The sequence below is a fragment of the Arthrobacter sp. CC3 genome, assembly GCF_039907775.1.
Lineage (GTDB): Bacteria > Actinomycetota > Actinomycetes > Actinomycetales > Micrococcaceae > Arthrobacter.
The window spans coordinates 15068-41419 of sequence record NZ_JARCCY010000011.1; the positions used below are offsets into that span (position 1 = coordinate 15068).

Here is a 26352-nt window from a genome sequence, read left to right on the forward strand (position 1 = left end):
CGCCTAGCCGGCCGCCGGACCGGCCAACGCCGCAGCAGGCTGCGCAGCCGCGCCCTCATGGTGCGTTACGGTCTCCGCCAGGTGTGGCACGAAGCGGACGAACATGGCCTTGAAGCCGGGGGTGTTCGACTCCCGTGCCACGTTCTCCTTGTGGACCAGGGCGTTGGCTTCGGGGAAGTACGCGGCCGCGCAGCCCTTCGCCGTCGGGTACGCGACCAGGCGGAACTTGTCCGCCTGCCGGTCGTGCCCGCGGAAGGTGCTGACCACGTCCACCAGGTCCCGGTCCTGGAAGCCGAGCTCGGCCAGGTCCTCAGGGTGGACCAGGATCACGCGCCGGCCGCCCGAGATCCCGCGGTACCGGTCGTCCAGGCCGTAGAACGTGGTGTTGTACTGGTCGTGGCTGCGCATGGTCTGCAGCACCAGGTGGCCCTCCGGCGGGGTCAGGTATTCCAGCGGACTGACCGTGAAGCGGCCCCGGCCGATGTCCGTCTTGAAGGACCGGGTGTCGCGCGGCGGGTTGGGCAGCACAAAACCGTTTTTGGTCCGGACCCGGGTGTTGAAGTCCTCGAACCCCGGCAGGACGCGGGAGATGTGGTCACGGACCACGTCATAGTCTTCGGCCATGGCCTTCCAGTCCACGGAATGGCCTTCGCCGAAGGTGGCCTCGGCCATCCGGGCCACGATGACCGGTTCGGCCAGCATGTGGTCGGAGACCGGCGCCAGCCGGCCCTGGGTGGAGTGGACCACTGACATGGAGTCCTCCACGGACAGGAACTGCGCACCCCCCGGGTGCTTGTCGTCCTTGTCCGTCCGGCCCAGTGTGGGCAGGATCAGCGAGGTGCGCCCATGCACTATGTGGGATCTGTTCGGTTTGGTGGAGATGTGCACCGTCAGGCCGATCCGCTGCATGCCCGCTTCCAGGGTCTCCGTGTCCGAGCAGGCGAGGGAGAAGTTTCCGCCCATGGAGACAAAGACGTCCACCTCGTCGCGCTCAAAGGCTTCCATCGACTCGACAGCGTCGTAGCCGTGATGGCGCGGGGACTGGATGCCGAACTCCTTGTCCAGCGCCTCGAGCAGCCATTCCTTCGGCTTTTCCCAGATGCCCATGGTGCGGTCACCCTGGACATTCGAGTGTCCGCGGACCGGGCAGGCGCCCGCGCCGGGCTTGCCGAAGTTCCCCTGCAGGAGCAGGACGTTCACCATTTCCTTGATGGTGTCCACCGAGTGCGGCTGCTGCGTTACACCGAGGGCCCAGCAGAAGATGGTGGCCTTGGAGCGGATCAGCATCCCGGCAACGGTTTCGATCTGCTCGCGGGACAGGCCGGTGGCCTTCTCGGTTTCCGCCCAGTCCAGCTCGCCGCAGGCCTCGCGGTAGGCATCGAACCCGTCGGTCTGCGCGTCGATGAAGGAACGGTCGACGACGGTGCCCGGGTTGCGTTCCTCCTCCACCAGGAGCAGGTGGCCCAGCGCCTGGAACAGTGCCAGGTCACCGCCCACCTTGATCTGCAGGTACTCGTCGGCCAGCGGCGTGCCGCCGCCCACCACACCCGAGACAGTCTGCGGATCCTTGAAGTTGAACAGCCCTGCCTCCGGCAGCGGGTTGACCGCCACCACCTTGCCGCCCTTGTCCTTGCACTCCTTCAGGGCCGAGAGCATCCGGGGGTGGTTGGTGCCGGGGTTCTGCCCCACCACGAAGATCAGCTCGGAATCGTGGATGTCCTCCAGCGACACAGTCCCCTTTCCGATACCGATGGTCGGGTTCAGCGCCGAACCCGAGGATTCGTGGCACATGTTGGAACAGTCCGGGAGGTTGTTGGTGCCCAGGGCGCGGGCGAACAGCTGGTACATAAACGCAGTCTCGTTCGCCGTGCGCCCGGAGGTGTAGAACACGCAGCGGTCCGGGGTGGAGGCCCGGATGTGTTCACCGATCAGGTCAAAGGCCTCCGCCCAGGAGATCGGCGAATAGTGGGACTCGCCTTCGCGGATCACCACCGGCTCGCTGAGCCTGCCCTGGTTGCCCAGCCAGTACTCCGTCTTTCCCGACAGTTCGGCGATGGAATGCCTGGCCCAGAACTCGGCGCCGACCGTGCGGAGGGTGTTCTCCTCGGCCACGGCTTTGGCGCCGTTCTCGCAGAACTCGGCCGCTTTGCGCTTCGTGGCCGACTCCGGCCAGGCGCAGCCGGGGCAGTCGAACCCGCCCTGCTGGTTCAGCCGCAGCAGGGACTGCGCCGTGCGGGTCACGCCGGCCTGCGCCACGGCACGCTCAAGTGCCACCATGACGGCCTTGACCCCCGCGGCCTCAGTCTTCGGCTTGTGGACTTCGAGTTTGTCCTCGTTGATGTCCTCGACCGGCGCCGGCTGCCGGCCGAGCTTGAGGGGATTCACTGGTTTACCCGGGCCAGCGTCTCGCGCTCCGCACCGATGGTGGTGTTGTCGCCGTGGCCCGTGCGGACCACCGTGGCGGCAGGCAGCGTCAGCAGCCGTTGCCGGATGGAGTCGAGGATGGTGGGGTAGTCGCTGTAGGACCTGCCCGTGGCACCGGGTCCGCCGTTGAACAGCGTGTCTCCGGTGAAGACCGTCCCTTCATCCTCGAGGTGGAAGCAGGTGGATCCCGGCGAGTGCCCCGGGGTGTGCAGTGCGCGCAGGGTGGCCCCGCCCACCTGGAAGACGTCGCCGTCCGCGAGGTAGCGGTCCGGCTTGACGTCGGGATAGACCTGTTCCCACAGCACCAGGTCGTCCGGGTGGAGGTAGATCGGCGCGCCCACGGCCTCGGCCACGGCCCGGGCGGCCCCGATGTGGTCGTTGTGGGCGTGCGTGAGCAGGATGACCAGGACCTTACGGCCGCGGACCTGGTTGATGATCGCAGCGGCGTCGTGCGGGGAGTCGATGATCACGCATTCGTTCTCATTCCCCACGATCCAGACGTTGTTGTCCACGTCCCAGGTGCCGCCGTCGAGCGAAAACGTTCCCGAGGTGACCAGGTTTTCGATAGTGACGCTCATACCGACGCGGCTTCCGGGGCGGTCTCAGCGGCGGTGACGGTTTCAGCGCCCGGGTGGATTTCCACCACGGACCGCAGCACCTTGCCCTCGTGCATCCTGGCGAATGCCTCCTCCACCTGGTCGATGGTGATCCGTTCGGTGACGAAAGCGTCCAGGTCCAGGTTGCCCAGCTTGTACTGGGCCACGAGCATCGGGAAATCACGGGACGGCAGGCAGTCGCCGTACCAGGAGGACTTCAGGGAACCGCCGCGGCCGAAGACATCCAGCAGGGGGAGCTCGAGCTTCATGTCCGGCGTCGGAACGCCCACCAGCACCACGCGGCCGGCGAGGTCGCGCGCGTAGAAGGCCTGCTTGTACGTTTCGGGGCGGCCCACCGCTTCAATCACGACGTCGGCGCCGTTACCTCCGGTGAGTGCACGGATGGCCTCGGTGGGATCTTCCTTGCTGGAGTCGACACCGTGCGTGGCGCCCAGGGACTTGGCCATTTCCACCTTGTTGGCGTCGATGTCCACCGCGATGATCGTGGTAGCGCCGGCCAGCTTGGCGCCTGCAATCGCGGCGATGCCCACGCCGCCGCAGCCAATGACGGCGACGGATTCGCCGCGCTTGACCTCACCGGTATTGATGGCAGCGCCGATACCTGCCATCACACCGCAGCCGAGGAGCCCGACTGCGGCGGGATCGGCGTCGTCGTCGACCTTGGTGCACTGCCCGGCGGCGACGAGTGTCTTCTCCGCGAAGGCGCCGATGCCCAGCGCGGGCGAGAGCTCCGTGCCGTCCTCAAGCGTCATCTTCTGCGTCGCGTTATGTGTGTTGAAGCAGTACTGCGGCTGGCCCTTCGCGCAGGCGCGGCATTCGCCGCACACGGCACGCCAGTTCAGGATCACGCGGTCGCCGGGGGCCACTTCGGTGACGTCCGGTCCGACGGCGCTGACCACACCGGTGGCCTCGTGGCCCAGCAGGATGGGGAAATCGTCGGTGATTCCACCCTGCTTGTAGTGCAGGTCCGTGTGGCAAACGCCGCAGGTCAGGATATCCACCAGCGCCTCGCCCGGGCCGGGATCCGGCACCAGGATGGTCTCCACGGAGACCGGAGCGTTCTTTTCCTTGGCGATGACGGCTTTTACTTTGTGAACCATGATTTGTGTGTTCCTCTCCTGAGCCCGGGGGGACTCGTTGGCAACGGCACCCGTTGCCAATCTAGCTGACTCGTTGCGGTTCCAAATCTTCGTGCAGTCGGGCCTGCACTACGGTGCGCGCTGCTTCCCGCGCTCGGACGGCTTCCTGCGTGCGGACGGCGCCGCCGCACGCCCTGCCAGGATGCCCGCCCGGTGCCTGAACTTCAGACGGTAGAGCAGTGCTCCGACAATCGCGACTGGACCGACGAAGATTACGCCGCCCGGTGGACGGCGAGGCGGTACGCCGGCCTGCACACCCTGGAGTCAGGTCCGCTGAATTGCGCATTACACAACACGATGCACAAAGCGCGTACTGGCAATATGACAGCCGCCACACGGCGTGTCAACAGATCGCCGAAGAGCGATAGGCGGCAGCGCTCCAGATTCTTATAGGCAGGCAAGGTTTCTGCAACAGCGTCGCTCTCAATGCAACATATTTCCATCAACCAGGCGTTGATTCATCCGTCTGGGCGCTATTTGGATCGCAATGTTCACGAATCTGAAACCCGCAGGTATTGACTGTGTTACATGTCACGTCTAATCTGATGCAACAGCGTTGCGCTGAATGCAACCCCAACAACTTGGTGGATACATGAGTAACGAAACTTCCTCTCCCGCTCTTGCGGGAGGCCTGGAGGCAGAGCCGGATGGCATGCATGAGGGCCGTCCCGCCGGCCGCAGTACGTTGAGCGGCCAGAATTTCCAACCTGCTGACGACGGTGTCAGCAGGGACACGCGCCGCAGGGTCATCGCGGCCAGCTTCATCGGCAACTTCGTTGAATGGTTCGACTACGCCGTTTACGGCTACCTGGCCGTCACGATCGCCACCGTCTTCTTCCCTGAATCAGATCCCCAGACCGGGCTTCTGCTGACGTTCGCCCTGTTCGCAATTTCATTCCTGGTGCGCCCGCTGGGCGGGTTCGTCTGGGGCCATATTGGTGACAGGGTGGGACGGCGCACGGCCCTCTCCCTGTCCATCCTGATCATGTCCGGTGCGACGTTCTGCATAGCCCTCATTCCGGGCTACGACACGATCGGCCTCTGGGCTCCGGTCCTGCTTTTGATCATCAGGGTGGTTCAGGGCTTCTCAGCCTCAGGCGAGTACGCCGGAGCGTCGGCCTTCCTCGTCGAGTACGCCCCGGCCAACAAGCGCGGCCTCTACGCCGCGGTGGTTCCCGCGAGCACCGCAGCAGGCTTGCTGCTTGGCTCCCTGCTGGCGGGCCTGCTGACTATGCTGCTCAGTTCCGATGCGATGCAAAGCTGGGGCTGGCGGCTGCCGTTCCTGCTGGCCGCCCCGATGGGTCTGATCGGACGGTACATCCGGACCAAGCTGGAAGACACCCCCGTATTCCGCGAGATGGCTGCGGAAGACGATGCTGTCAAGGCACCTGTTTCAAGCTTGTTCCGGAACCACTGGCGGCAGCTGCTGCAGGCCGTCGGAGCCGTGCTGCTGAACGCCGTCGGCTTCTACGTGATCCTCAGCTACATGCCCACCTACCTGTCCTCGGAGCTGGGCCTCGGTGAGACCGAATCATTCCTGGCCACCACCGTCGCACTGGTGACGTACATCGGTTTCATCTTCCTGACGGGGATGCTGTCGGACCGTTACGGACGCAAGAAGGTACTCATTGCCGCGTCCGTCAGCTTCATCCTGCTGACGGTCCCCGCGTTCGCGCTTCTGGGAACCGGCAACTTCCTGGTGATTGTCCTGGTCCAGATCCTGCTGGGCGCCATGCTCACGCTCAACGACGGGACGCTCCCCAGCTTCCTGGCCGAGATGTTCCCCACCCGCGTCCGCTACAGCGGCTTCGCGGTCAGCTTCAACCTCTCCAACGCGCTCTTCGGCGGCACCGCCCCGTTCATGGCAACGCTCCTGATCGCCGCCACCGCCAGCGACCTGGCGCCGGCCTGGTACCTCGTCGCTGCGGCAGTCATCTCCCTGGTCGCCGTCGCGCTCTCCAGGGAAACCTGCAAAGAGCCGCTGCGCCACGAATAAAGACTTTCCTCCCACCTCAAAGTAACTGCACCACAGAAAGGCACCACCACAATGACCACCACAGCATCCGAGAACGCAACCTCCGTCGCCGAACTGGAGCGACTCAAAGTCCTCAAGAACGGCGACAAGGTCAAACTGACATTCTCCGATACCGAGTTCGAGCGCCGCATCGCGGGCCTGCGCCGCATCATGGCGGAAAAGGATCTGGACGCCGTTGTCCTGACCAGCTACCACTCCATCAAGTACTACTCCGACTTCCTTTTCACCACCTTCGGCCGTTCCTACGCCATGGTTGTCACCAAGGACGACACCGTCACCGTCACCGCCAACATCGACGCCGGCATGCCCTGGCGCCGCAGCTTCGGCGACAACATCGTCTACACGGACTGGCGCCGGGACAACTACATCTTCGCCATCCAGGAAGTGCTGCGCACCCGCGGCATCAACCCCCGCCGCCTTGGCGTCGAGGACGATTCGCTGCCGCTGGATAACCGCAACAAGATCCAGGCCGCCTTCGCAGGCGCCACCCTGGTGGATGTTGCCCAGGCTGCGATGCGCCAGCGGATGATCAAGTCCGCAGAAGAGATCGAGGTCATCAAGCACGGTGCACGCATCGGCGACCTCGGCGGCGAGGCCATCCGCAACGCCATCACGGCCGGCATCACCGAGTACGAGGTCGCCCTGATCGGCACCGAAGCCATGGTCCACGAGATTGCCCGGACCTTCCCGGATTCCGAAATCCGCGACACCTGGGTCTGGTTCCAGTCCGGCATCAACACGGACGGCGCCCACAACTGGGCCACCACCCGCAAGATCCAGGAACACGACATCCTGTCGCTGAACTGCTTCCCGATGACCTCGGGCTACTACACGGCGCTGGAGCGCACCCTGTTCTACGGCGAACCGGATGCCCGCTCGCTGGAACTGTGGAACATCAACGTCGAGGTCCACAAGCGCGGACTCGAACTCATCAAGCCCGGCGCCGTCTGCAAGGACATCGCTGCTGAACTGAACGAGATCTACGTGGGCCACGGCCTCCTGGCCAACCGTACCTTCGGCTACGGACACTCCTTTGGCGTCCTCAGCCACTACTACGGCCGCGAGGCGGGACTGGAACTCCGCGAGGACATCGACACCGTTCTGGAACCGGGCATGGTGGTTTCCATGGAACCGATGATCACCGTCCTCGACGGCGAACCGGGCGCCGGCGGCTACCGCGAGCACGACATCCTGGTGGTCGGCGAAGACGGCGCGGAGAACATCACCAAGTTCCCGTTCGGCCCGGAATACAACATCATCGGGGCCTAACCAGCACCGAAAATGCCAACACCTCAAAGCGGCGCCACGTCATCCGTGGCGCCGCTTTCGGGCTCTCATACGGAATGATGGTGGACACCATGACCTCTGAAGAAACTCCTGAAACCACTACGAACGGCGACACCAAAGGCACGTCGGTCATCGTCAACGCCATCGCCGTTCTGCGGAGTTTTACCGCTGACGAGCCGCTGCTGGGCGTCACCGAGATAGCCAACCGCGTCGGGCTGCACAAAAGCACCGTCTCCCGCATTCTGGCCACGTTCGAACAGGAACACCTGGTGGAACGAGATCCGGAAACCCGCAGGTTCCGTCTGGGCCTGGGCCTGATCGCCGTCGCCGGACCGCTGCTGGCCGAACTCGAAGAGCGCCGCGTGGCCTACCCCGTGCTGCGCGAACTCACGGAGCAGACCGGCGAAACGAGCGCGCTCATGGTGTGGAACGGGTCGGAGTCGATGTGCGTGGAGCAGATCGCCAGCCACCACCAGATCAAGCACACCACTCCGCTGGGCGCGCGGTACAAGGATGCCCTCAGCGCCTCGGTGCAGGTCTTCCTTGCGGCCGAGCCGGCCGAGCGCGTGCGGGTATTGCTCCGGAGCGGCGAAATTGCCCATCCCGGCCTGGACGAAACCAGCCTCGAGGCGTACCTGATCCGACTGGGCGACGTTGCCACGCGCGGCTGGGCCACCAATTACGGCGAGTCATCCCTGGACGAGGTGGGCCTGGCCGCCCCCGTCTTCGACCACCGCGGCGACATCGTAGCGGCGGTCCTCATCCCGGCGCCCCGCTTCCGGGTTTCCCCGGACACACTGCAGCGCCTCGGGGAGTCCTGCAAGGCGGCCGCGGACCGGGTCACAGCCCGCCTCGGCGGCGCCGCCCCCGCCCGCTGACCCCGACGCTGACCCCAGGAACGCTCTCAGGTGGGGATGACGCGGAACAGGAACTTGGTCCGGACCATCACCCAGAGCAGCGCCACGATCAGGGCGTAGGCGGCGGTGTTGAGCCAGATGTTCCCCTGCTGCAGGGCCGGGATGTTCGCAACCACGGCGATGAGCACCACGTGCATGATGAAGACGTACAGCGTTGCCTGCCCCAGCGGGATCAGCAGCCAGCCCACGGCGCGTTCAATCGGCTTCCAGTAGGCCGTGAGCAGCGCGTAGGCCGTGACCAGCAGGGTGAGCACGTTCAGGAGCCGGCCGGGCTCCAGGTAGGTCCGGCCGAAGAACCGGTCGTAGACGGCGCGGTAATTCGCGTCCGAAGTCAGGGCGAGCCGGACGTCGAACTCGTTGGCCAGGTACGGATTGGCCCAGGACATCAGCGCAAAGGCCACCGTGACGGCCGCGCAGGCACCCACCACCCAGCGGTGGGCGGACAGCCAGGCCACGATGGTCCGGCGGTAGTAGCCGCCCACCAGTCCCAGCACAAACAGGAGCTGCCACACCAGCAGCGGGAAGGAGTCCTCGAACTGCGACGGCAGGAGCCGGAAACGGAACACTGTGCCGGCGGCGTACAGGGCGGTGGTGGCCAGCAGGACCCACAGCACCTTGCCGCGGGCCAGGGCCAGCAGGATCAGCGGGCTGACCAGGAGCATGATCACATAGAGCCCCATCACGTTGAACTGCCACGGACCGAACTGCAGGAGAAGCACCGCGGGGATGACGGCACCGGACACGGGAAACTGGAGCAGGCCCTGCATGCCGGTGTAGAGGTCATAGGTCCGGCCCGCTCCCGACCTGCCGGCGCCGCCGGTCCCCTGGTCCGTGAACGTAGTCAGCACCTCGGAGTTGAAGGCCGGGATGAGGCTGAGCAGGAACACCAGGACAACTACCGCCAGCGCCGTGACGTACAGCTTGCCCGCCCGCCTGCCGGTCTTTTGCGCCACGAGGCCGATGTTGTCCTGGGCCTTGGGTCCGTAGACCATGCCCAGGACAAGCCCGGAGAGCAGCACGAACAGCTCGGCACCGGACACGAAGCCGATGGTTTCCTGGGTCAGCAGCTGGAAGAACGAGGTCATCCCCACGTGGTTCACCACCACGAACAGGATGGCCACGCCGCGCATCAGGTCCACCCGGGCATCCCGCGAGGACTTGTCCGAGTAGGTCCAGTTCGTGGCCGTACGCAGGCGGACCGGCACCAGCCACAGCAGGACCGCGGCCGCAAGCAGTGTGGCCGCCATGACCGCCGCAGGAACACCCGCCAGGGCATTGCCGGATGACCCGCCCAGCCCCTGCACGGTGGCGGTGACCGGACCGGTGGTGAGCGTGGACTCCTTGACGGCTGCCCCGGCGGCCGCCGCCACGTCGGCGTTCCGGGTCAGGCGCCAGTCAATAATGGTGTTGCCGGCGTCCCCCACGTCCGTTTTCTCGTCCCAGACGACGGCGGCAATCCGGTCCAGTTTCCCCTGCCCCGCGTCGCCCAGCACCTGTTTCCACCAGCCGGACTTGATGTCGTTTTCCGAGGGCCCGCCCGCGGACGGGCTGTAGTAGGCGGCAGTCTGGAGCAGCAGCGGCTTGTCCCGCTTCACGGCGTAGGACTCGTAGAAGTTGGCATCGCCGTCGTCGGAAGCCATACCGCCGTCCGCAGCGGACGCGGCCCCCTGGGCCGTTCCATTCAACAGGGCGGCAAGCTCCCCGTCCTTTGGCAGCGTATTGACGGCGGCTCCCCCGCCGGTGTCGTCATGGAGTGCCGTCAGGCCGGCCCAGTCAACCACGTCGTCGCCCGGGTAGTAAGGCGCGTAGGGTGCATCCGAACCGTTCCAGGCGCCGTCGGAATTCGTGTCCAGCGCGGCGAACCCGGCGGTGCCGGGTGCCGGGGCGCTGCGGTTCCGGGTGAACGGATAGTCCCGTGCCTGGAAGGGCTGCCACACCATGACGGCGTTGGATTCTGCGTCGAACGCCCGGGCCACGGCCCGGTATGCCGGTACGTAGGCCCCCGGCTGCTGGCCCCAGGAAACCCAGCTGGCGTTCATGTCCGGGGCGAAACGGATCAGCAGCTTTCCGGGGAAGCCCTGCGCCAGTTCCTCGAGCTGCCCGGCGAAGTCGGCGGCGGCGCCCGCGGTGACCTCCGTCAGGGGCACCGCGGGGTTCACGGTCAGCAGGGCGTGGGCGCCGGAGGACGCACTTTGGGCCAGGAACTCCCGCAGATAGGCCTTTTCCGTGGCTTTGACGGGAAAGGAAACATCGTGCCCGAGGACCGCGGGAGTGGCCTGCAGCCGGGCGGCGAAACCGGCGGCGTCGTCCTCGCCCCATTCGAGCACTGCACCGAGGAGGGGCTTTCCGGGTGCGGCCCCGAGGTCCTCACCGGCGGCAGTGTTCGACGCCGGGACGCCGGCTGGCGCTGTTAAGCCGGCTGGCGTTGTAATGGCGGGCTGCGCCGAAAAAGCGGCTGCCCCGGCCGCCTGCGCGGCTCCGGCAGGCAGGAAGAGCACCAGGGCGAGCAACAGGAGGGAGGTACGGAGGAAGGCTCTAAGCGGACTCATCCCGGCCGCCTTTCGGGAAAAGCGCCGAAACAGTTGTCCCACCGCCAGGCGTTTCCGTGAGCGAGAGTTCGCCGCCGTGCGACTGCACGATCCGCACGCACGTCGCAAGCCCCAGGCCCGAACCCGGGGCGTCACCGGGCCGATGCAGCCGGACCAGCGGTTCAAGGACCCGTTCACGGTCGGCTGCCCCGATGCCCTTGCCGTTGTCCGCCACCCGGACGATGACACCGCGGTCATCGTCCACGGCGTCAATCCGGACCTTGAGTTTCTGCTCGGGGCGGCGGTAGTTGGATGAATTGCCCAGGAGGTTCTGCAACAGCGTCCGTAGTTGCGCCGGATCAGCCACCACTTCTGCGTCCTCACATTCCAGCGAGGCGCCGGCGCCGAATCCGTCGCCCAGGTCGCTCACGGCCTCGGCCACTGCCCTTTGCAGGGAAACCGGCCGGGGACGCAGCATGCCGCCCACCTGGGAATAGCTGAGGACGTCGTCCAGCATGGCGAGCATCCGCCGCCCGCTGCCGCCGATGCGCTGCAGGTAGCCGGCCGCCGGGCTGTCCGGGCGGATGTCGTCGTCGTCCTCGCTCAGTTCCACGTAGCCAAGGATGGTGGTGAGCGGGATGCGGAGGTCGTGGCTGACGCGTCCGGCGAACTCCGCGAGCTTGCGGTTGCTGCGCCCGAGTTCCTCCAGGGCATGCTGGAGTTGCAGCGTGCGGTGCTGCAGCTCCAACACTTCGACCACCTGCGCCGCGAGGACGTCCAGCATGGCGGTCTGTTCGGTGGAGATGGTAGCCGGCGCGTCGGAGAAGACGCACAGGGAGCCCAGGGCGAAGCCGGAACTGGTCCGCAGCGGTGAGGAGGCATAGAACCGGACATTCGCAATTTCGCCGGTCACAAACGGGTTGTCCGCAAATCTCGGGTCATCGCTGGCATCCGGCACAACGGTGGTGTGGCCCTGCTGGAATACTTTGGCACACATCGAGTCCTCCCGGGCGCACAGCCCGGGTTCCAGGCCCGCGGCCGCAAGCTGGAGCTGCTGCTCGGGAGTGATGATGTTGACTACGCTGAACGGCACTCCGCAAAGCTTCGCGGCCAGGTCCACCAGGAAGTTCAGGGCCCGCGCGGCGCTGGCACTGGCACTGGCACTGACGCTGGCACCTTCGTCCGCGGCGGACGCCGGGTCTCTCGGCAATAGTCCGTATTCGCCCAGCACTGAGCGCCGTTCAAAGTCAGCGCTAACAAGGCTGTGCCCATCTGCTTGAGCCACTGGAGTCCCTCTCACCAATCAGGACAGCCGGCCAGGCGCCGCAGTCCCCCCAGCAGGATTCTAGCGGAGCCGGATGCCGCCGGCCGGGGTCCTGTAGTCTCTTGACACCAAGCGCAAATTTCGGGTTGACTATTACGCATGCTGAAATAACAGTTCCATGATGCGGAATGTAGTGGTGCGCTGCGGCCGGGAATGGCCCGTGCGTCCCTCTGCATCGGGGCAGCCCCTTATCCGCATAGCCGACGCCATGGATGCCAGCATTTGCACGAGGGATGTTCAAGCATGCAGCTTGCCGTATTCAACGGGGCGGACCGCGCGGAAGTCACCGCGGCACTTCGCCCCTGCATCGACGTCCGGCGCTGGGTGGACCAGATCGCCGACGCACGCCCGTTTGCCAGCAGCGAGGCCCTGCTGGACTTCGCCCGCAACGCCGCCAGCCCGTTCACTCCCGACGAGGTGGAAGCCGCCATGGCCCACCACCCGCGGATCGGGGAACGGCCCACGGCTTCCACCACCGAGGCCTCCATGTCCCGCTCGGAGCAGGCCGGCGTGGATCCTGCGGACCAGGCGATCACCACGGCACTCGCCGAAGGCAACCGTGCCTATGAGCAAAAGTTCGGCCGGGTGTTCCTGATCCGTGCGGCCGGGCGGACCGCTCCCGAAATCCTGGCAGCCCTGCACGAGCGCCTCAACCACACTGCCGAAGAAGAAGACGCCATAGTGGCCCAGCAGCTGCGCGAAATCGCCCTGCTCCGGCTCGAAGGAGTGATCAGCGAATGACCGTTTCACAGGTGACCACCCACATCCTGGACACCGGGGCCGGGCGCCCGGCTGCCGGCGTCGCCGTCGTACTTTACGCGCGCGACGGCGGCGGCTGGAACCTCGTTGCTTCGGGCACCACGGATGCCGACGGCAGGGCGAAGGACCTTGGTCCGGAACTCCTGCCGGCCGGGACCTACCGGCTGAACTTCGCCACGGGCGCCTACTACGAGGGCCTGGGCACCGCCACGTTCTTCCCGGAAGTGGACCTGGTATTCACCGTGTCCGACGCCGGCGAGCACTACCACGTGCCGCTGCTCCTCAGCCCGTTCGCCTACTCGACGTACCGCGGCAGCTAGGGCACGCCCGGGGCGGCCAACCCACTCAACCCCGGGCAGTAGGCTAGATGGCATGGCTTCTGAAGACACCCCCGCCGAACGGCGCGAAATCACCGTGCGCCGGGCACCCAAATACGTGCCGTTCCTCATACTCGGCGGAATCGTGGGCATCATCGTTGCGGCAGTCATCGCGTTTGCCCTGCCCGGGGACCCGAGCTACGAACCCAGCTCCGTCTTCGGCTTCTTTATGGTCCTTTTCGGCGCCGGCGGCGTCATTCTGGGCGCCATTGTTGCCCTCCTGCTGGACCGGCTCAGCGTCCGCCGCGCCGAGCACGCCGTCGTCGAGGCCGTCCCGGAGACCGACTCCGGCAACGACCCGGACGACGGCGGGGACAGCGGCCCCCAGGCCGGCCGTCAGTCATAATCGGGCGGCCGGGAAAGTCCTACCCCATCACGTGAGATAATCGACCAGTGGCACGCGGCGATGGAAAACTTTCTCATGATCTTCTCCCTGGCGAAAAAGGCCCTCAGGACGCTTGCGGCGTCTTCGGGGTCTGGGCACCAGGTGAAGAAGTAGCAAAACTCACCTATTACGGGCTGTATGCATTGCAGCACCGCGGTCAGGAGTCGGCTGGTATAGCAACCAGCGACGGCAAGCGGATCAACGTCTATAAGGACATGGGCCTCGTATCCCAGGTCTTCGACGAGACCACGCTGAACACCCTGACCGGGCACCTGGCCGTCGGCCACTGCCGCTATTCCACTACCGGCGCCAGCCACTGGGCCAATGCCCAGCCCACGCTTGGCGCTACCGCCACGGGAACCGTGGCACTGGCCCACAACGGCAACCTCACCAACACTGCCGAGCTCAACGCCATGATCAACGACCGCAACGGCGGCCAGCTCAGCGGCGAAATGAAGCAGGGCAACACCTCGGACACCGCCCTGGTCACGGCGCTGCTGGAGGGCGAGGAGGGCAAGTCCCTCGAACAGACAGCCATTGAGCTGCTGCCCAAGATCAAGGGCGGCTTCTGCTTCGTCTTTATGGACGAAGGCACCCTCTATGCGGCGCGCGACACCTACGGCATCCGCCCGCTGGTCCTCGGCCGGCTGGAGCGCGGCTGGGTTGTCGCCTCCGAGCAGTCGGCCCTGGCCACTGTGGGCGCAAGCTTCATCCGCGAAATCGAACCCGGCGAATTCATCGCCATCGACGAGGACGGCGTGCGGTCCCAGCGCTTTGCGGAGCCGACGCCGGCGGGTTGCGTTTTCGAGTACGTGTACCTCGCCCGTCCGGACGCCGCCATCGCGGGACGCTCGGTGTACGAATCCCGCGTGGAGATGGGCCGCCAGCTGGCCCGCGAAAACACCCAGGAAGCGGACATCGTCATCCCGGTCCCAGAGTCCGGCACCCCGGCCGCCGTGGGCTACGCCGAGGAATCCGGCATTCCCTTCGCCCACGGCTTCGTGAAGAACTCCTACGTGGGCCGCACGTTCATCCAGCCCTCCCAGACGCTGCGCCAGCTGGGCATCCGGCTCAAGCTCAACGCCCTCGAGTCCGTGATCCGCGGCAAGCGTGTTGTGGTGGTGGATGACTCGATCGTCCGCGGCAACACCCAGCGCGCCATCGTCCGGATGCTCCGCGAAGCCGGTGCCGCCTCGGTGCATGTGAAGATCTCCTCCCCGCCCGTGCAGTGGCCCTGCTTCTACGGCATCGACTTCGCGTCCCGCGCGGAACTGATCGCCAACGGCGCCACCATCGAGGAAATCTCCCAGGCCATCGGCGCCGACTCGCTGGCCTACATTTCCGAAGACGGCATGATCGACGCCACGCGTCAGCCGCGCGAGCGGCTCTGCACCGCCTGCTTCACCGGCAAGTACCCCATCGAACTGCCCGGCGCGGACAAGCTCGGCAAGAACCTGCTGGAGCGCACGGACCTCGGCGGCCTCCCTGCTGCCGGATCCGCCGCCGGCGCCCCGGCATCCGCCGCCGCAGCCGTGGACTCCGACGAGGATCCGGCCGGCAAGCCCGGCGCCACGGGCTGCGACCCGGGACCGGACGCCGAGTTCGAGAACCTGCTGACCGACGCCGACCGTCTGACCGCTGACAAGAAAGAGTCCGTATGACTTCCGCATCTTCCTCCGCCCAGAACGCCGGCATCACGTACGCCTCCGCCGGTGTTGACGTCGAAGCGGGAGACCGCGCCGTTGAACTGATGAAGGACGCCGTCAAGGCCACCCATAATTCTTCGGTGATCGGCGGAGTGGGCGGCTTTGCCGGCCTCTACGACGTTTCGAAGCTCCTCACTTACAAGCGGCCTCTGCTGGCGACGTCCACGGACGGTGTGGGCACCAAGGTGGCCATCGCCCAGGCTATGGACATCCATGACACCATCGGCTTCGACCTCGTGGGCATGGTGGTGGACGATATCGTGGTGGTGGGTGCCGAGCCGCTGTACATGACCGACTACATCGCCTGCGGCAAGGTTGTCCCCGAGCGCATCGCGGACATCGTCCGCGGCATCGCCGCAGCCTGCTCCGTCGCCGGTACAGCCCTGGTAGGCGGCGAAACCGCCGAACACCCCGGCCTGCTGGGCGAGCACGAGTACGACGTCGCCGGCGCAGCCACCGGTGTTGTTGAGGCCTCCGACCTGCTGGGCCCGGACCGCGTCCGCGCCGGCGACGTGGTGATCGGCATGGCCTCCTCCGGCCTGCACTCGAACGGCTACTCCCTGGTACGCCGCGTCATCAACCACGCCGGCTGGGCACTGGACCGCCAGGTGTCCGAACTCGGACGCACGCTGGGCGAGGAACTGCTCGAACCCACCCGCGTCTACGCAGCTGACTGCCTGGACCTGGCCCGCACCTTCCCGGTGAACGGATCCGCGGCCGGCAAGGCAGTCCACGGTTTCAGCCACGTCACCGGCGGCGGACTCGCAGCCAACCTGGCCCGTGTCCTTCCCCAGGGCCTCATCGCCACGGTGGACCGCGCCACGTGGGAACTTCCCGCCATCTTCAAGCTGGTCTCGGAACTGGGCAACGTCCCGCTGGCCGACCTCGAGCGCACCCTGAACCTGGGCGTGGGCATGGTGGCCATCGTCTCCCCCGAGGCCGCCGACGCCGCCGTGAACCGCCTCAACGACCGCGGCCTGCCGTCCTGGATCATGGGCACCGTCGAAGAGAACTCGGACTCCATCGTGAAGACCGGCCCGGACTACGTCCAGGGCGCCAAGGGTGTTGACGGCGGCGCAGTCCGACTGGTGAACTCCTACGCCTAAGGGCCTTTAAACCCTCATCGAGTGCTCCGCAACCGCCGTTTAGCAGGTCCATAACGGCAGTTGCGGAGCACTCGATGCGTTTAAACCTCCAGCAGGCTGAATATTCCGCCCTGCGGGTCGCTCAGCGTAGCCACCCTGCCGGCGTCCTCGTCGCCGTCCCGCTCCGGTTCGACCAGGACGACGGCGCCAGCGGCCACCGCGGCGGCCACCGCCTCCGCGATGCTGCCGACGCCGAAGTAGACCTGCCAGCCAGCCTTTAGGGCCTGGTCTTCAGTGTCGGCACCCGCGCCGGCTCCCGCATCCGCGTCCGCGCCCGCGTCCGCCGCCTCGTCATCTTCCTCGTCCTCCAGCGGCAGTGGCGCGATCCCGGCCACCTCCGCGCCGTCCACCATCAGGGTGGTGTACGTTCCGCCGTCGTCCTGCGGGTATTCGGTCACCTCGTGCCCGAACAGCTGCTGGAAGAAGGCGACGGCGGCCTGCGGTTCGGGAGTCAGCAGTTCCGCCCAGGCAAGGGCACCGGATTCGTTGTACCTTGCCGTGCCGGTGTGCGTTCCCGGCTGCCACACCCCGGTGGTGCCGCCTCCGGGCGGCGCCAGGAACACCATGACGCCGGTGTCCTCCACCTCCTCGGGGCCGAACTCCACCGTGCCGCCCGCATGCGGCGTTTCCTCCACGACGGCTCCGGCATCGGCGACAGCAAAGTAGATGTTCCACTGCGCGGCCGTGCCGGAGGACTCCTGCTGAGGGTTCTGCGGCGCAATGACCGTGATGAGGTCGTCGCCCAGATAGGCCTTGGAATAGCTGCGCCCGTCCGGTGTTGGCAAGTCCTCGAAGCGCCAGCCGAACACGGCGGCGTAGAAGGCCTTTGCCGCCTGCACATCCTTGGTCTGCAGATCCGTCCGCAGATCTCGCCTGCGTTGAAGGTGGTGCGTCCGGTCATAAAATCATTTCCCTTCGACCCTAAATTCGAACCGCCGCCGGACCGGCAGCGGGACAGCCCACGATCAACCTAGTACGGGGCTACGGCACTGACAACATCCCGCCGCAGGAGGACAATGGCGGCTAAGACGGTCCGCCGCAGCCGAGTCGCCGAAGGACCGCCGGAACGGAGTGAGCCATGGCCGGCCGGGTGGACATTAACGGGCACCCCACCTGGGTGGAGGACCGCGGAGGCAACGCGGAGCCGCTCCTGCTGCTGCACGGCGGCCTGGGCAACAGCGACGATCTGCTCAACAGCATTGGTCCGGGGCTGTCGGACGGTTTCCGCGTCCTGGCCTTCGACCGGCGCGGTCACGGCTATACCGCGGACACGGACGCGGACTTCCATTACTCGGACATGGCGGACGAGACGATCGGCGTGCTGGAGAAAGTGGTGGGCGGGCCGGCCCACCTGGTCGGGTGGAGCGACGGCGGCATCATTGCACTGATCGTGGCGCTTCGCCGCCCGGACCTGGTGCGGAAGCTTGTGGTGGTGGGCGCAAACTACCACTTCGAGGGCATTGCCCCCGTGGAGCTGGACCCGGGCTCCGCCGTGCCGCAGGAACTTGGCAAAGCCTATATCGCGCGGTCCCCGGACGGTCCCGGGCATCTGGACGTCGTGATGAACAAGAGTTTCCGGATGGTCGCTTCGGAGCCCACCCTGTCCACGGCGGACATCGCCCGGATCAGCATGCCGGTGCTCGTTGTGGCGGGCGACGACGACCTGGTGACGCTGCCGCACACAGTTTCCCTGTACGAGGCCCTGCCGAAAGGCGAATTGGCGGTGGTTCCGGCAGCTTCGCACGGGCTTCCCCTGGAGCAGCCGGAAGCGCTCAACCGAGTCATCCTTGCTTTCCTGGCCGCCACTGGTCCGCCACGGACGCTGATGCCGATTCGGCGGGCCAAAACGACGCAGGAGTGACGACAGAAAGGCCCGTCAGGGCACACCGGAAACCGGCGCGGCCTGACGGGCCCAATATCTGAGGTCAGCACCCGGGGTGCTGGAAAAGAAGAGCCGAAGAGCCGTACGGATCACTGTGGTGAATGGTACGACGGCGGCACGCCACTGAGTGCCTTACGGCAGGTTCAGTGGGCGACAACTAACCGATTCGACGGGTGTCAACCTCGTCGTCGTCGTCTTCCAAATCGTCCGCGTACTTATCCACATAAGCCGAATAATCCGGTTCGACCGGCTCACTCGAGAAACGGCTCGGTGCACGACCCTCAGTGCTCTTGAGCTCACGCTGAAGCGCAGAGTAGTCGGTGTTCGGGGAATAGTACTTAATATCCCGAGCCTGCTTGGTAGCTTTTGCCTTTTGACGGCCGCGCCCCATGGCGTGACCCCCTTTTGTACTCGGACCGGAGGTGGTCACCATTGGCGTTAGTGAGGCCCCGGAATGTTTGGTCAATTTGTCGTACACCTAGATTACATGCTTTCAGCGGTAACTGCGCCCCGGATCGGGCCCCCGGGAAACACTCGCCACGTTTATGCAGGTCCGGACCGTCTCCGGTCCGCAGATTTTCTTCGGTAGAGTCGTTTGGGCGACTCCAGGCGGGCGGCCCACCGGCGGCCCTCATCCAAGGAAAAAGCCAGGATTACGACGCCGGGAAGGGTGAATCTTCACGTGAATGACCAGAACGGAACGGACACAGGGAACCAAGAGACATCCCCGCGCGCCGGAATGCCACCGGTCGTCCCCCCGCCGCCTTCCCGGCCGCCAACCAGCAGCCTCCCCGTCCTGCCGCCCGCCGTCACTGATGTCACAGACGAAACAGACGTCACAAACAAAACAGACGAGCCGGACGTCACAGTCGACGCAGACAACAAGCCGGCCCCGAAAGCCGGCGAGCCGCCGCAGACCCTGTTCAAGATCGGCTTCGTGGTGGCCGGGCTCGTGTTCCTGGGCCTGCTCACGTGGTGGCTGGCCACCCTGATCGCGAGCGGGAATGAGCAAGCCGCCAACCAGCCCCCGGCCCCTGCCGTGTCGGAGTCAACATCGCCGTCCGCGCAGCCGACCCGCGGCCAGCTTCCGCAGGACGGCGTGAGCGCGCTGGACTACCAGCGGGGCGACTGCTTCGAGAACTTCGATCCGGAAGCCACGGAGTCACGGGTGGTGGCGTGCACCACCGGCCACTCGGCCCAGCTGGTTGCCGTGTACCGGTTCCCGGAATCGGACTCCTACCCGGGCATTGCCGCACTGCGCGAGAAGGGCCGCGAGATCTGCCAGGACGCCGGACTCACCGACGCCGTGGCCAACTACGTCCTCATGCAACGCAACTCCTACCCGAGCGACACCAGCTGGGAGCAGGGCGACCGTCGGGTGGACTGCTATGTCACCGCGGACAAGGGCAACATCATCATGGAATCCCTCATCCCCTAGTCCTTCCGCCGCACGGACAGCCCGCTGCCGGCGAGGGCACCGCCGTCGCGCTCCTGGCGCTCCAGGCTAGCGATGGTGAGTTCGTCGACGTCGGCCGCGGTATCCACCAGCACAGTGTCCCCGTCGGCGATGTCGCCGGCCAGGATGGCCTTGGCCAGCCGGTCGCCGATTTCGCGCTGCACCAGCCGGCGCAGCGGCCGGGCGCCGTAGGCGGGATCGAAGCCCGTCATGGCCAGCCAGGCGCGGGCACCTTCGGTGACTTCCAGCTCTAGGCGGCGGTCATGCAGCCGCTTGCCGAGTTCTGCCACCTGGAGTTCCACGATCCGGGCCAGCTCCTCGACGTCCAGCGCATCAAACAGCACCACTTCGTCCAGCCGGTTCAGGAATTCCGGCTTGAAGGACGCGTGCACCGTGGCCATCACGGCACTGCGCTTGGCGTTGGCATCCAGCGTCTGGTCCACCAGGAACTGGCTGCCCAGGTTGGAGGTCAGCACCAGGATCACGTTGCGGAAGTCCACGGTGCGGCCCTGGCCGTCGGTGAGGCGGCCGTCGTCGAGCACCTGCAGGAGGATGTCGAACACCTCCGGGTGGGCCTTCTCCACTTCGTCCAGGAGCACCACGGAGTACGGACGACGGCGGACGGCTTCCGTCAGCTGACCGCCTTCCTCGTAGCCCACGTAGCCGGGAGGGGCACCCACCAGCCGCGCCACGGAGTGCTTCTCGCCGTACTCGGACATGTCGATCCGCACCATGGCGCGTTCGTCGTCGAACAGGAAGTCCGCAAGGGCCTTCGCCAGCTCGGTCTTGCCCACGCCGGTGGGACCCAGGAACAGGAAGGACCCGGTGGGCCGGTTGGGGTCGCTGATGCCGGCGCGCGCACGGCGAACGGCGTCCGAGACCGCGGTGACGGCCTTCTTCTGGCCGATCAGCCGCCGGCCGAGCTCCTCCTCCATGTGCAGCAGCTTCTGGCTCTCGCCCTGCAGCATGCGTCCGGCCGGGATGCCGGTCCAGGCGGAAATCACCTCGGCGATGTCACCCGCCGTGACTTCATCGGCCACCATGAGTTCCTGCTTCGCGCCGCCGCCTGCCACCCGGGCGGACTCAGCCTCGGCAGCGGCGGACAACTCGCGCTCCAGTGCGGGCAGTTCGCCGTAAAGGATGCGGGAGGCAGCAGCGAGGTCCCCTTCGCGCTGGTACTTCTCCGCAGCCGAACGCAGCTCGTCGATCCGGGCCTTGAGGTCACCCACGTGGTTAAGGCCGGCCTTCTCCGCTTCCCAGCGCGCGTTCAGTGCCGAGAGCGCTTCCTTCTTGTCCGCCATGTCCGCCCGCAGCGCGGCGAGGCGCTCCACGGACGCGGCGTCCTTCTCATTGGCCAGGGCCAGTTCCTCCATGGTCAGCCGGTCCACCTGGCGCCGCAGCTGGTCGATCTCCTCCGGCGCGGAATCAATCTCCATGCGCAGCCGGGACGCCGCCTCGTCCACGAGGTCGATCGCCTTGTCCGGCAGCTGACGGCCCGAGATGTAGCGGTTGGAGAGCGTCGCGGCAGCCACCAGGGCGGAGTCCGCGATGGACACCTTGTGGTGTGCCTCGTAGCGTTCCTTCAGGCCGCGGAGGATGCCGATGGTGTCGTCCACGCTGGGCTCGCCCACGAACACCTGCTGGAAGCGGCGCTCCAGGGCGGGGTCCTTTTCGATGTTCTCGCGGTATTCGTCCAGTGTGGTGGCGCCGATCAGGCGCAGCTCACCGCGGGCCAGCATGGGCTTGAGCATGTTGCCGGCGTCCATGGAGCTGTCCCCGGAGGCGCCTGCGCCCACCACAGTGTGGAGTTCGTCGATGAAGGTGACGATCTGCCCCTCGGAGCTCTTGATCTCCTCCAGGACGGCCTTCAGCCGTTCCTCGAACTCCCCGCGGTACTTGGCGCCAGCCACCATCGAGGCTAGATCCAGGGCGATCAGGGTCTTGCCGCGCAGGCTTTCCGGCACGTCGTTGGCGACGATCCGCTGGGCCAGGCCCTCGACGACGGCGGTCTTGCCGACGCCGGGCTCGCCGATGATCACCGGGTTGTTCTTGGTGCGGCGGCTCAGCACCTGGATGATGCGGCGGATCTCGGCGTCGCGGCCGATCACCGGGTCCAGCTTGCCGGAGCGGGCGATCGCGGTGAGGTCCGTGCCGAACTTCTCCAGGGCCTGGAAGGTGTTTTCGGGGTCGGCGTTGGTGACCTTGCGGTCCCCCCGGACACCCGGCAGGGCGGCGAGCAGGGCCTCGTGGGAGGCGCCGGCGTCGCGCATTAACTTCCCGACGGCGTCACTGCCGGCGGAGAGCCCCAGCAGCAGGTGCTCGGTGGAAACGAAGGTGTCGCCCAGCTTGTCGGCTTCGTTCTGGGCGTTCTTGATGGCCTGCAGGGCGGTGCGGGACAGCTGGGCCTGCTGCACCGAGGTGCCGGACGACGCCGGCAGTGCTTTGATGGCGGTGCTGGCCTGGACGCTGACGGCGTCAGGATCGGCGCCGGTGGCGCGGAGGAGCGCGACGGCGACGCCCTCGCGATGGTCCATCAGAGCCTTGAGCAGGTGGGCAGGCTCAACCTGGGGATTTCCTGCCGTGGAGGCATTCATGGCTGCTGCCGAAAGAGCCTCCTGGCTCTTGGTGGTGAACTTGGCGTCCAAAGAGAGCTCCTTTCGGGGATAGATCAACTCTTAAAGTTGAGTGTACATGACTCAACTTTGCCGGACGTGGCCTCTAGGTCCATGTTTGCCGACGGCGAAATGGCTGTCTAGGGGCGATCGACCCCCGCCCCCGGGCGCGGCATCCCGGGCGCGGCATCCCGGGGCGGCAGGCCGGGCGACAGCTTGCTAGTCGGCGCCGACGCCAGTGACCAACGTGATCCAGCCCAGATGGCGGGAGACGGCAGCGTGGTCGTTGTAGAAGCCAGTGAAACTGGAGGGAGCCCCCCTCGGCAGGACGCTCGACGTCGACAACACACCCACCAGCTTTCCTCCGACGATGAGGGGGCCGCCGGAGTCCCCCGCCAGCGGGTGCCCTGTCTGCGATTGCGTCCGCACGGACAAACCGCCAAAAGCGTCCGAGCCCCGTCCTGACACCTTCACGCCGGCAGCCTTGACCTGCGGGGACATGGCCCCGGCCCCCTCCGCCTCGTCACCCCAGCCGAACACGCGCGCGTCCGATCCTGCCGCCGGGAACGTTCGGGACAGGCCGGCATAGGTTCCGGGGTGCGGGGTGGAGAGCTTGAGCAGCAGCACGTCACCCACTGGCGACGGGTAGCGGGCAGCAATGGTCCGGACTACGCCCCCGGCACCGAGGGAGGGAGTGTCCAGGCGGACGGAGTGAAGGCTGGCAGAGTCGCAGTGCCTGGCAGTGATCACCCAGCTGGCTGAAATCTGGCTGCCCGTGCAGGCCACCCTGGTGCCGGCGGTGTCGTAGGCGATCTGCACCGCGAAGGGGGCCTCGGCGATGGAAACCGTCTCGCCGCCGGCGATGTCCGTCCCGCCGCGCGAAGGTCCGGCGGCGCCCGGGTCCGGCGTACCCGACGCCGGGAGCGCCGTCAGCGAGAGGAGAAGCAGAGCGGCAGCCATGACCCGCAAAGCGCGGAGAATCCGGGCCTTCAGGCGGCAACGCATTTTCATATGGTAGGACTCCGGCCGCGGAAACGTTAGCCCTCACGCAACACGCCGGCCCGGACACGCAGGAGGGCGGCTCCCCCAAGGAACCGCCCTCCGGCTGGTGTGGCCGGCGCATCGCAGTGCACCTTCCCCACAGAGACTTCTCTGGTGGACCGCCGCCCGCCGCGAGGCGGGCAGACGGTCCGGTGACGACACTACAATGCATTTGCCGGCATGTCACGAAGATGACAAAAGCAGTCATACGGCGGTGGGTATTGTGGAAGCCATGGAGCACACCCAGGACGCCGGCACCCCCACCACCCAGCACATCTTCATCGACAAGGAGAGCCCGGCCGTCTGGCGGGCGCTGAACGGGCTCGGCCTGAAAGCTCGCGAAGCCGCCGATGAAGCCGGCATCAGCAGGGCCCTGACCGAACTGCTCAACGTCCGCATCTCGCAGATCAACGGCTGCGCCTACTGCCTGAACATGCACGTTGCCGATGCCCTCAAAAAGGGTGAAACCACCCAGCGGCTCGCGGTGCTGGCCGCCTGGCGGGACACCGCACTGTTTACGGAGCAGGAGCGCGCGGCCCTGGCGCTGGCGGAGTCCATCACCACCCTTCCGGACGCCCACACCCGCGAACGGGAGGACGCCTACGCCCGGCAGCACCTCAACGCGGCCGAGTACTCGGCCGTGAGTTGGCTGGTGATTACGATGAACGCCTTCAACCGCGTATCCATCACCAGCCAGCACCCCGTGCGGCGCGAAGCCAAGGAACAGCCGGCCGCGCAGGGCTAACCACGCAGGGCTGACCAAGCAGGCTGACCAAGCAAGGCTGACGTTAGGCCGGGTAGACGGCCACTGCGGCCGCCTTGATCACGAAGTAGACAGTCATGCCCGGCGCAAGCCCCAGGTCCGCAGAGGCGGCCGGTGTGATGTCGGCGGACATCCCGCCGGCCCGGACCCGGATCTGGTCGCCGTGCTGTTCCAGGTCCGTGACTGTGACGGGGAATGAGTTCCGGGGGCTGCCGTGCGCTTCGCTCAGGAACACGGAGACGGCCGACGGCGGGAACGCGGCAACGCCGGGCTGCCCGCCCGTGTTTGGCGTGCCGGATCCCACCGGAAAGAGGTCCTCGTCCTGGTGGCCGGCCACCTCAAGACCCCCTGCTGTCCGGATGCCGGTGGCGGTGATGGTTCCGGGAATGAGGTTCAGCCCCGCCAGCCCGGCGGCAAACCGGCTCCGGGGCCGCTGCAGGACCTGCCGGGTGGGCCCTTCCTCGGCAATTCTGCCCCCTTCGAGGATGACCACCCGGTCGGCAAGCATCAGGGCGTCCAGGACGTCGTGGGTGATGATGATGGCGCGACGCCCGGCCAGGACCTTCTTCAGGAGCCTCCGGAGCAGCGGCGCCGCGTGGATGTCCAGTGCCGCCATGGGCTCGTCCAGCAGCAGCACCTCCGGGTTGGCCGCAAGGGCCCTGGCCACCGCCACGCGCTGGGCCTGGCCGCCGGAGAGTTCCGCTGGCCGCCGGGCCTCGAGGTCCCCGGCATCCACCGCAGCCAGCCACTCACGGGCCGACTCCCGGGCCGCTTTCCTGGCCGTTCCGGCGCTGCGGGGCCCGAAGGCCACGTTTTCCAAGGCGGTGAGGTGCGGGAACAGCAGCGGCTCCTGCGCGAGGAGTGCCGTGCGGCGGTGGTGCGGCGCGGTCCAAACGCTGGCTCCGCCGTCGAGGTCGAACAGCACTTTTCCATCGATGACGGCACGGCCGGAATCGGGCCGCAGCAGTCCGGCAATGACGCTGAGGAGGGTGGATTTGCCGGCCCCGTTGGGGCCAAGGACCGCAACCGTTTCGCCCGGCGCGAGGCTCAGGCCGACGTCGAAACCGCGGGCGCCCACGGTTGCCTGCATGCGAAAGCTCACCGGGCACCGTCCAATCGTCCGCCGGCTGCGCCGCCCGTCTCGGCACTGCGCTGGTCCGTCCGTCCCGGGCGGCGATACGTCAGTCCCACCACCGTCACGGCCACGGCCACCAGGACCAGTGAAAGCGCGACGGCGGCGTCGGCGTCCGTTTCACGCTGCAGGTAGATTTCCAGCGGCAGGGTCCGGGTCACCCCTTGCAGGCTCCCGGCGAAAGTGAGCGTCGCGCCGAATTCGCCCAGGCTCCGCGCGAAGGACAGCACGGCCCCGGAGGCCAGGCCGGGCAGCACCAGCGGCACGGTGACGCGTCGCAGAACGGTGGTGGGCGGGGCACCGAGGGTGGCGGCCACCGCCTCGTACCGGCCGCCGGCGGTGCGCAGCGCACCCTCCAGGCTGACCACGAGGAACGGCAGTGCCACGAAGGTCTGCGCGAGCACCACCGCCGTCGTCGAAAACGCAATCTGGATCCCGGCGGCCTCAAGGCTCCGGCCCAGCAATCCTTGTCGACCGAAGGTGTACAGGAGGGCGATGCCGCCCACCACCGGCGGCAGCACCAGCGGCAGCAGCACAAAGGCACGCAACAGGCGCTGGCCCGGGAAGCTCGAACGCGCCAGGACGAGGGCCAGCGGCACGCCAAAAACAATGCACAGCGCGGTGCTCGCCGCCGAGGTCCGCAGGCTGAGACCGAGCGCCGTCAGAGACGATTCGGACGTGACCAGCGGGATGAACTGCGGCCAGTTGACGCGGGCGGCCATGGCCGCCAGCGGAAGGAGCACGAACACTGCGCCCGCCGCGGCGATGGCGTAGACCCAGCGCGGGACTCCGTGGTACCCGCTTCCCCGTCCCCGATTCATGG

At 66.8% G+C, this 26352-nt stretch carries 22 protein-coding genes; 11 read left to right on the forward strand and 11 right to left on the reverse strand.

Going from position 1 to position 26352, the window contains the following annotated elements; all coding sequences use genetic code 11:
* Positions 1 to 3 precede the first annotated feature (3 nt).
* From PV761_RS08675 to PV761_RS08685, 3 genes are read right to left on the reverse strand one after another with little or no spacing between them, the layout of a single operon-like run.
* A complete protein-coding gene (locus tag PV761_RS08675; protein WP_347895935.1) occupies positions 4 to 2385 on the reverse strand; it encodes an FdhF/YdeP family oxidoreductase in 2382 nt (793 codons plus the stop codon).
* The gene (locus PV761_RS08680; RefSeq protein WP_347895937.1) at positions 2382 to 3002 is read right to left on the reverse strand and encodes an MBL fold metallo-hydrolase; all 621 of its coding nucleotides are present in this window, start codon (positions 3000 to 3002) and stop codon (positions 2382 to 2384) included. The genes PV761_RS08675 and PV761_RS08680 overlap by 4 nt, the downstream gene beginning before the upstream one ends.
* Positions 2999 to 4141 carry an S-(hydroxymethyl)mycothiol dehydrogenase gene (locus PV761_RS08685; protein WP_347895939.1) on the reverse strand — a complete coding sequence of 381 codons (1143 nt, stop codon included), beginning with the start codon at positions 4139 to 4141 and terminating at the stop codon, positions 2999 to 3001. Before PV761_RS08685 ends, PV761_RS08680 begins: the two co-directional genes overlap by 4 nt.
* Before the next feature lie 691 nt (positions 4142 to 4832).
* Here PV761_RS08685 and PV761_RS08690 point away from each other — a divergent pair.
* The 3 genes from PV761_RS08690 to PV761_RS08700 all read left to right on the forward strand — a co-directional run bounded on the left by PV761_RS08690 (position 4833) and on the right by PV761_RS08700 (position 8380).
* A complete protein-coding gene (locus tag PV761_RS08690; RefSeq protein ID WP_347896093.1) occupies positions 4833 to 6176 on the forward strand; it encodes an MFS transporter in 1344 nt (447 codons plus the stop codon).
* Positions 6177 to 6227: 51 nt separating this feature from the next.
* Positions 6228 to 7484 (forward strand): aminopeptidase P family protein, encoded by a 1257-nt coding sequence (locus PV761_RS08695; RefSeq protein ID WP_028272626.1) that lies wholly within the window; start codon positions 6228 to 6230, stop codon positions 7482 to 7484.
* Between the two features lie 89 nt (positions 7485 to 7573).
* Positions 7574 to 8380, forward strand: a complete 807-nt coding sequence (locus PV761_RS08700; protein WP_347895941.1) for an IclR family transcriptional regulator — start codon at positions 7574 to 7576, stop codon at positions 8378 to 8380.
* A gap of 26 nt (positions 8381 to 8406) precedes the next feature.
* On the opposite strand, the gene PV761_RS08705 is transcribed toward PV761_RS08700, so the two are convergent.
* Entirely contained in the window at positions 8407 to 10968 is a 2562-nt protein-coding gene (locus PV761_RS08705; protein WP_347895943.1) for an OpgC domain-containing protein, read from the reverse strand.
* Positions 10955 to 12232, reverse strand: coding sequence for a GAF domain-containing sensor histidine kinase (locus tag PV761_RS08710; RefSeq protein WP_347895944.1), 1278 nt, complete (start codon positions 12230 to 12232; stop codon positions 10955 to 10957). The genes PV761_RS08705 and PV761_RS08710 overlap by 14 nt, the downstream gene beginning before the upstream one ends.
* A gap of 282 nt (positions 12233 to 12514) precedes the next feature.
* Between PV761_RS08710 and uraD the strand changes: the two genes are divergently transcribed.
* From uraD to purM, 5 genes are read left to right on the forward strand one after another with little or no spacing between them, the layout of a single operon-like run.
* Complete coding sequence (gene uraD / locus PV761_RS08715) at positions 12515 to 13012, forward strand: 2-oxo-4-hydroxy-4-carboxy-5-ureidoimidazoline decarboxylase (RefSeq protein ID WP_028272622.1); 498 nt, start codon at positions 12515 to 12517, stop codon at positions 13010 to 13012.
* On the forward strand, positions 13009 to 13350 hold the full coding sequence (uraH, locus tag PV761_RS08720; protein WP_028272621.1) for a hydroxyisourate hydrolase: 342 nt from the start codon (positions 13009 to 13011) through the stop codon (positions 13348 to 13350). The genes uraD and uraH overlap by 4 nt, the downstream gene beginning before the upstream one ends.
* A gap of 52 nt (positions 13351 to 13402) precedes the next feature.
* On the forward strand, positions 13403 to 13753 hold the full coding sequence (locus tag PV761_RS08725; protein ID WP_028272620.1) for a hypothetical protein: 351 nt from the start codon (positions 13403 to 13405) through the stop codon (positions 13751 to 13753).
* 47 nt (positions 13754 to 13800) lie between these two features.
* Complete coding sequence (purF, locus tag PV761_RS08730; RefSeq protein WP_028272619.1) at positions 13801 to 15453, forward strand: amidophosphoribosyltransferase; 1653 nt, start codon at positions 13801 to 13803, stop codon at positions 15451 to 15453.
* Entirely contained in the window at positions 15450 to 16604 is a 1155-nt protein-coding gene (purM, locus tag PV761_RS08735) for a phosphoribosylformylglycinamidine cyclo-ligase (protein WP_028272618.1), read from the forward strand. Before purF ends, purM begins: the two co-directional genes overlap by 4 nt.
* Positions 16605 to 16684: 80 nt before the next feature.
* Here purM and PV761_RS08740 read toward each other — a convergent pair whose 3' ends face one another.
* On the reverse strand, positions 16685 to 17482 hold the full coding sequence (locus PV761_RS08740) for a VOC family protein (protein ID WP_347895948.1): 798 nt from the start codon (positions 17480 to 17482) through the stop codon (positions 16685 to 16687).
* A gap of 239 nt (positions 17483 to 17721) precedes the next feature.
* Here PV761_RS08740 and PV761_RS08745 point away from each other — a divergent pair, with 239 nt between their 5' ends.
* On the forward strand, positions 17722 to 18504 hold the full coding sequence (locus tag PV761_RS08745; RefSeq protein ID WP_347895950.1) for an alpha/beta hydrolase: 783 nt from the start codon (positions 17722 to 17724) through the stop codon (positions 18502 to 18504).
* A 178-nt stretch (positions 18505 to 18682) separates the two neighbouring features.
* Here the strand turns inward: PV761_RS08745 and PV761_RS08750 are convergent, their stop codons facing one another.
* The gene (locus tag PV761_RS08750) at positions 18683 to 18916 is read right to left on the reverse strand and encodes a DUF3073 domain-containing protein (RefSeq protein ID WP_028272615.1); all 234 of its coding nucleotides are present in this window, start codon (positions 18914 to 18916) and stop codon (positions 18683 to 18685) included.
* A gap of 348 nt (positions 18917 to 19264) precedes the next feature.
* Between PV761_RS08750 and PV761_RS08755 the strand changes: the two genes are divergently transcribed.
* Positions 19265 to 19963, forward strand: a complete 699-nt coding sequence (locus PV761_RS08755) for a septum formation family protein (protein WP_347895952.1) — start codon at positions 19265 to 19267, stop codon at positions 19961 to 19963.
* On the opposite strand, the gene clpB is transcribed toward PV761_RS08755, so the two are convergent.
* On the reverse strand, positions 19960 to 22626 hold the full coding sequence (clpB, locus tag PV761_RS08760) for an ATP-dependent chaperone ClpB (protein WP_347895954.1): 2667 nt from the start codon (positions 22624 to 22626) through the stop codon (positions 19960 to 19962). The genes PV761_RS08755 and clpB overlap by 4 nt on opposite strands.
* 186 nt (positions 22627 to 22812) lie before the next feature.
* The gene (locus tag PV761_RS08765) at positions 22813 to 23598 is read right to left on the reverse strand and encodes a trypsin-like serine protease (RefSeq protein WP_347895956.1); all 786 of its coding nucleotides are present in this window, start codon (positions 23596 to 23598) and stop codon (positions 22813 to 22815) included.
* Positions 23599 to 23866: 268 nt separating this feature from the next.
* Between PV761_RS08765 and PV761_RS08770 the strand changes: the two genes are divergently transcribed.
* Positions 23867 to 24379: a carboxymuconolactone decarboxylase family protein gene (locus tag PV761_RS08770; protein WP_347895958.1), complete on the forward strand. Its 513-nt coding sequence runs from the start codon at positions 23867 to 23869 to the stop codon at positions 24377 to 24379.
* Positions 24380 to 24422: 43 nt separating this feature from the next.
* On the opposite strand, the gene PV761_RS08775 is transcribed toward PV761_RS08770, so the two are convergent.
* The gene (locus PV761_RS08775; protein ID WP_347895960.1) at positions 24423 to 25499 is read right to left on the reverse strand and encodes an ABC transporter ATP-binding protein; all 1077 of its coding nucleotides are present in this window, start codon (positions 25497 to 25499) and stop codon (positions 24423 to 24425) included.
* Positions 25496 to 26350, reverse strand: a complete 855-nt coding sequence (locus PV761_RS08780) for an ABC transporter permease (protein WP_347895962.1) — start codon at positions 26348 to 26350, stop codon at positions 25496 to 25498. The genes PV761_RS08775 and PV761_RS08780 overlap by 4 nt, the downstream gene beginning before the upstream one ends.
* Between the last annotated feature and the right edge of the window lie 2 nt (positions 26351 to 26352).

What these genes read in the sequence shown, in the direction of transcription:
- PV761_RS08680 (WP_347895937.1), bottom strand. Translation starts at nt 3,002, where the DNA reads ATGAGCGTCACTATCGAAAACCTGGTCACCTCGGGAACGTTTTCGCTC.
- PV761_RS08685 (WP_347895939.1), bottom strand. Translation starts at nt 4,141, where the DNA reads ATGGTTCACAAAGTAAAAGCCGTCATCGCCAAGGAAAAGAACGCTCCG.
- PV761_RS08690 (WP_347896093.1), top strand. Translation starts at nt 4,833, where the DNA reads ATGCATGAGGGCCGTCCCGCCGGCCGCAGTACGTTGAGCGGCCAGAAT.
- PV761_RS08695 (WP_028272626.1), top strand. Translation starts at nt 6,228, where the DNA reads ATGACCACCACAGCATCCGAGAACGCAACCTCCGTCGCCGAACTGGAG.
- PV761_RS08700 (WP_347895941.1), top strand. Translation starts at nt 7,574, where the DNA reads ATGACCTCTGAAGAAACTCCTGAAACCACTACGAACGGCGACACCAAA.
- PV761_RS08705 (WP_347895943.1), bottom strand. Translation starts at nt 10,968, where the DNA reads ATGAGTCCGCTTAGAGCCTTCCTCCGTACCTCCCTCCTGTTGCTCGCC.
- uraD (WP_028272622.1), top strand. Translation starts at nt 12,515, where the DNA reads ATGCAGCTTGCCGTATTCAACGGGGCGGACCGCGCGGAAGTCACCGCG.
- uraH (WP_028272621.1), top strand. Translation starts at nt 13,009, where the DNA reads ATGACCGTTTCACAGGTGACCACCCACATCCTGGACACCGGGGCCGGG.
- PV761_RS08725 (WP_028272620.1), top strand. Translation starts at nt 13,403, where the DNA reads ATGGCTTCTGAAGACACCCCCGCCGAACGGCGCGAAATCACCGTGCGC.
- purM (WP_028272618.1), top strand. Translation starts at nt 15,450, where the DNA reads ATGACTTCCGCATCTTCCTCCGCCCAGAACGCCGGCATCACGTACGCC.
- PV761_RS08745 (WP_347895950.1), top strand. Translation starts at nt 17,722, where the DNA reads ATGGCCGGCCGGGTGGACATTAACGGGCACCCCACCTGGGTGGAGGAC.
- PV761_RS08750 (WP_028272615.1), bottom strand. Translation starts at nt 18,916, where the DNA reads ATGGGGCGCGGCCGTCAAAAGGCAAAAGCTACCAAGCAGGCTCGGGAT.
- PV761_RS08755 (WP_347895952.1), top strand. Translation starts at nt 19,265, where the DNA reads ATGCCACCGGTCGTCCCCCCGCCGCCTTCCCGGCCGCCAACCAGCAGC.
- PV761_RS08765 (WP_347895956.1), bottom strand. Translation starts at nt 23,598, where the DNA reads ATGCGTTGCCGCCTGAAGGCCCGGATTCTCCGCGCTTTGCGGGTCATG.
- PV761_RS08770 (WP_347895958.1), top strand. Translation starts at nt 23,867, where the DNA reads ATGGAGCACACCCAGGACGCCGGCACCCCCACCACCCAGCACATCTTC.
- PV761_RS08780 (WP_347895962.1), bottom strand. Translation starts at nt 26,350, where the DNA reads ATGAATCGGGGACGGGGAAGCGGGTACCACGGAGTCCCGCGCTGGGTC.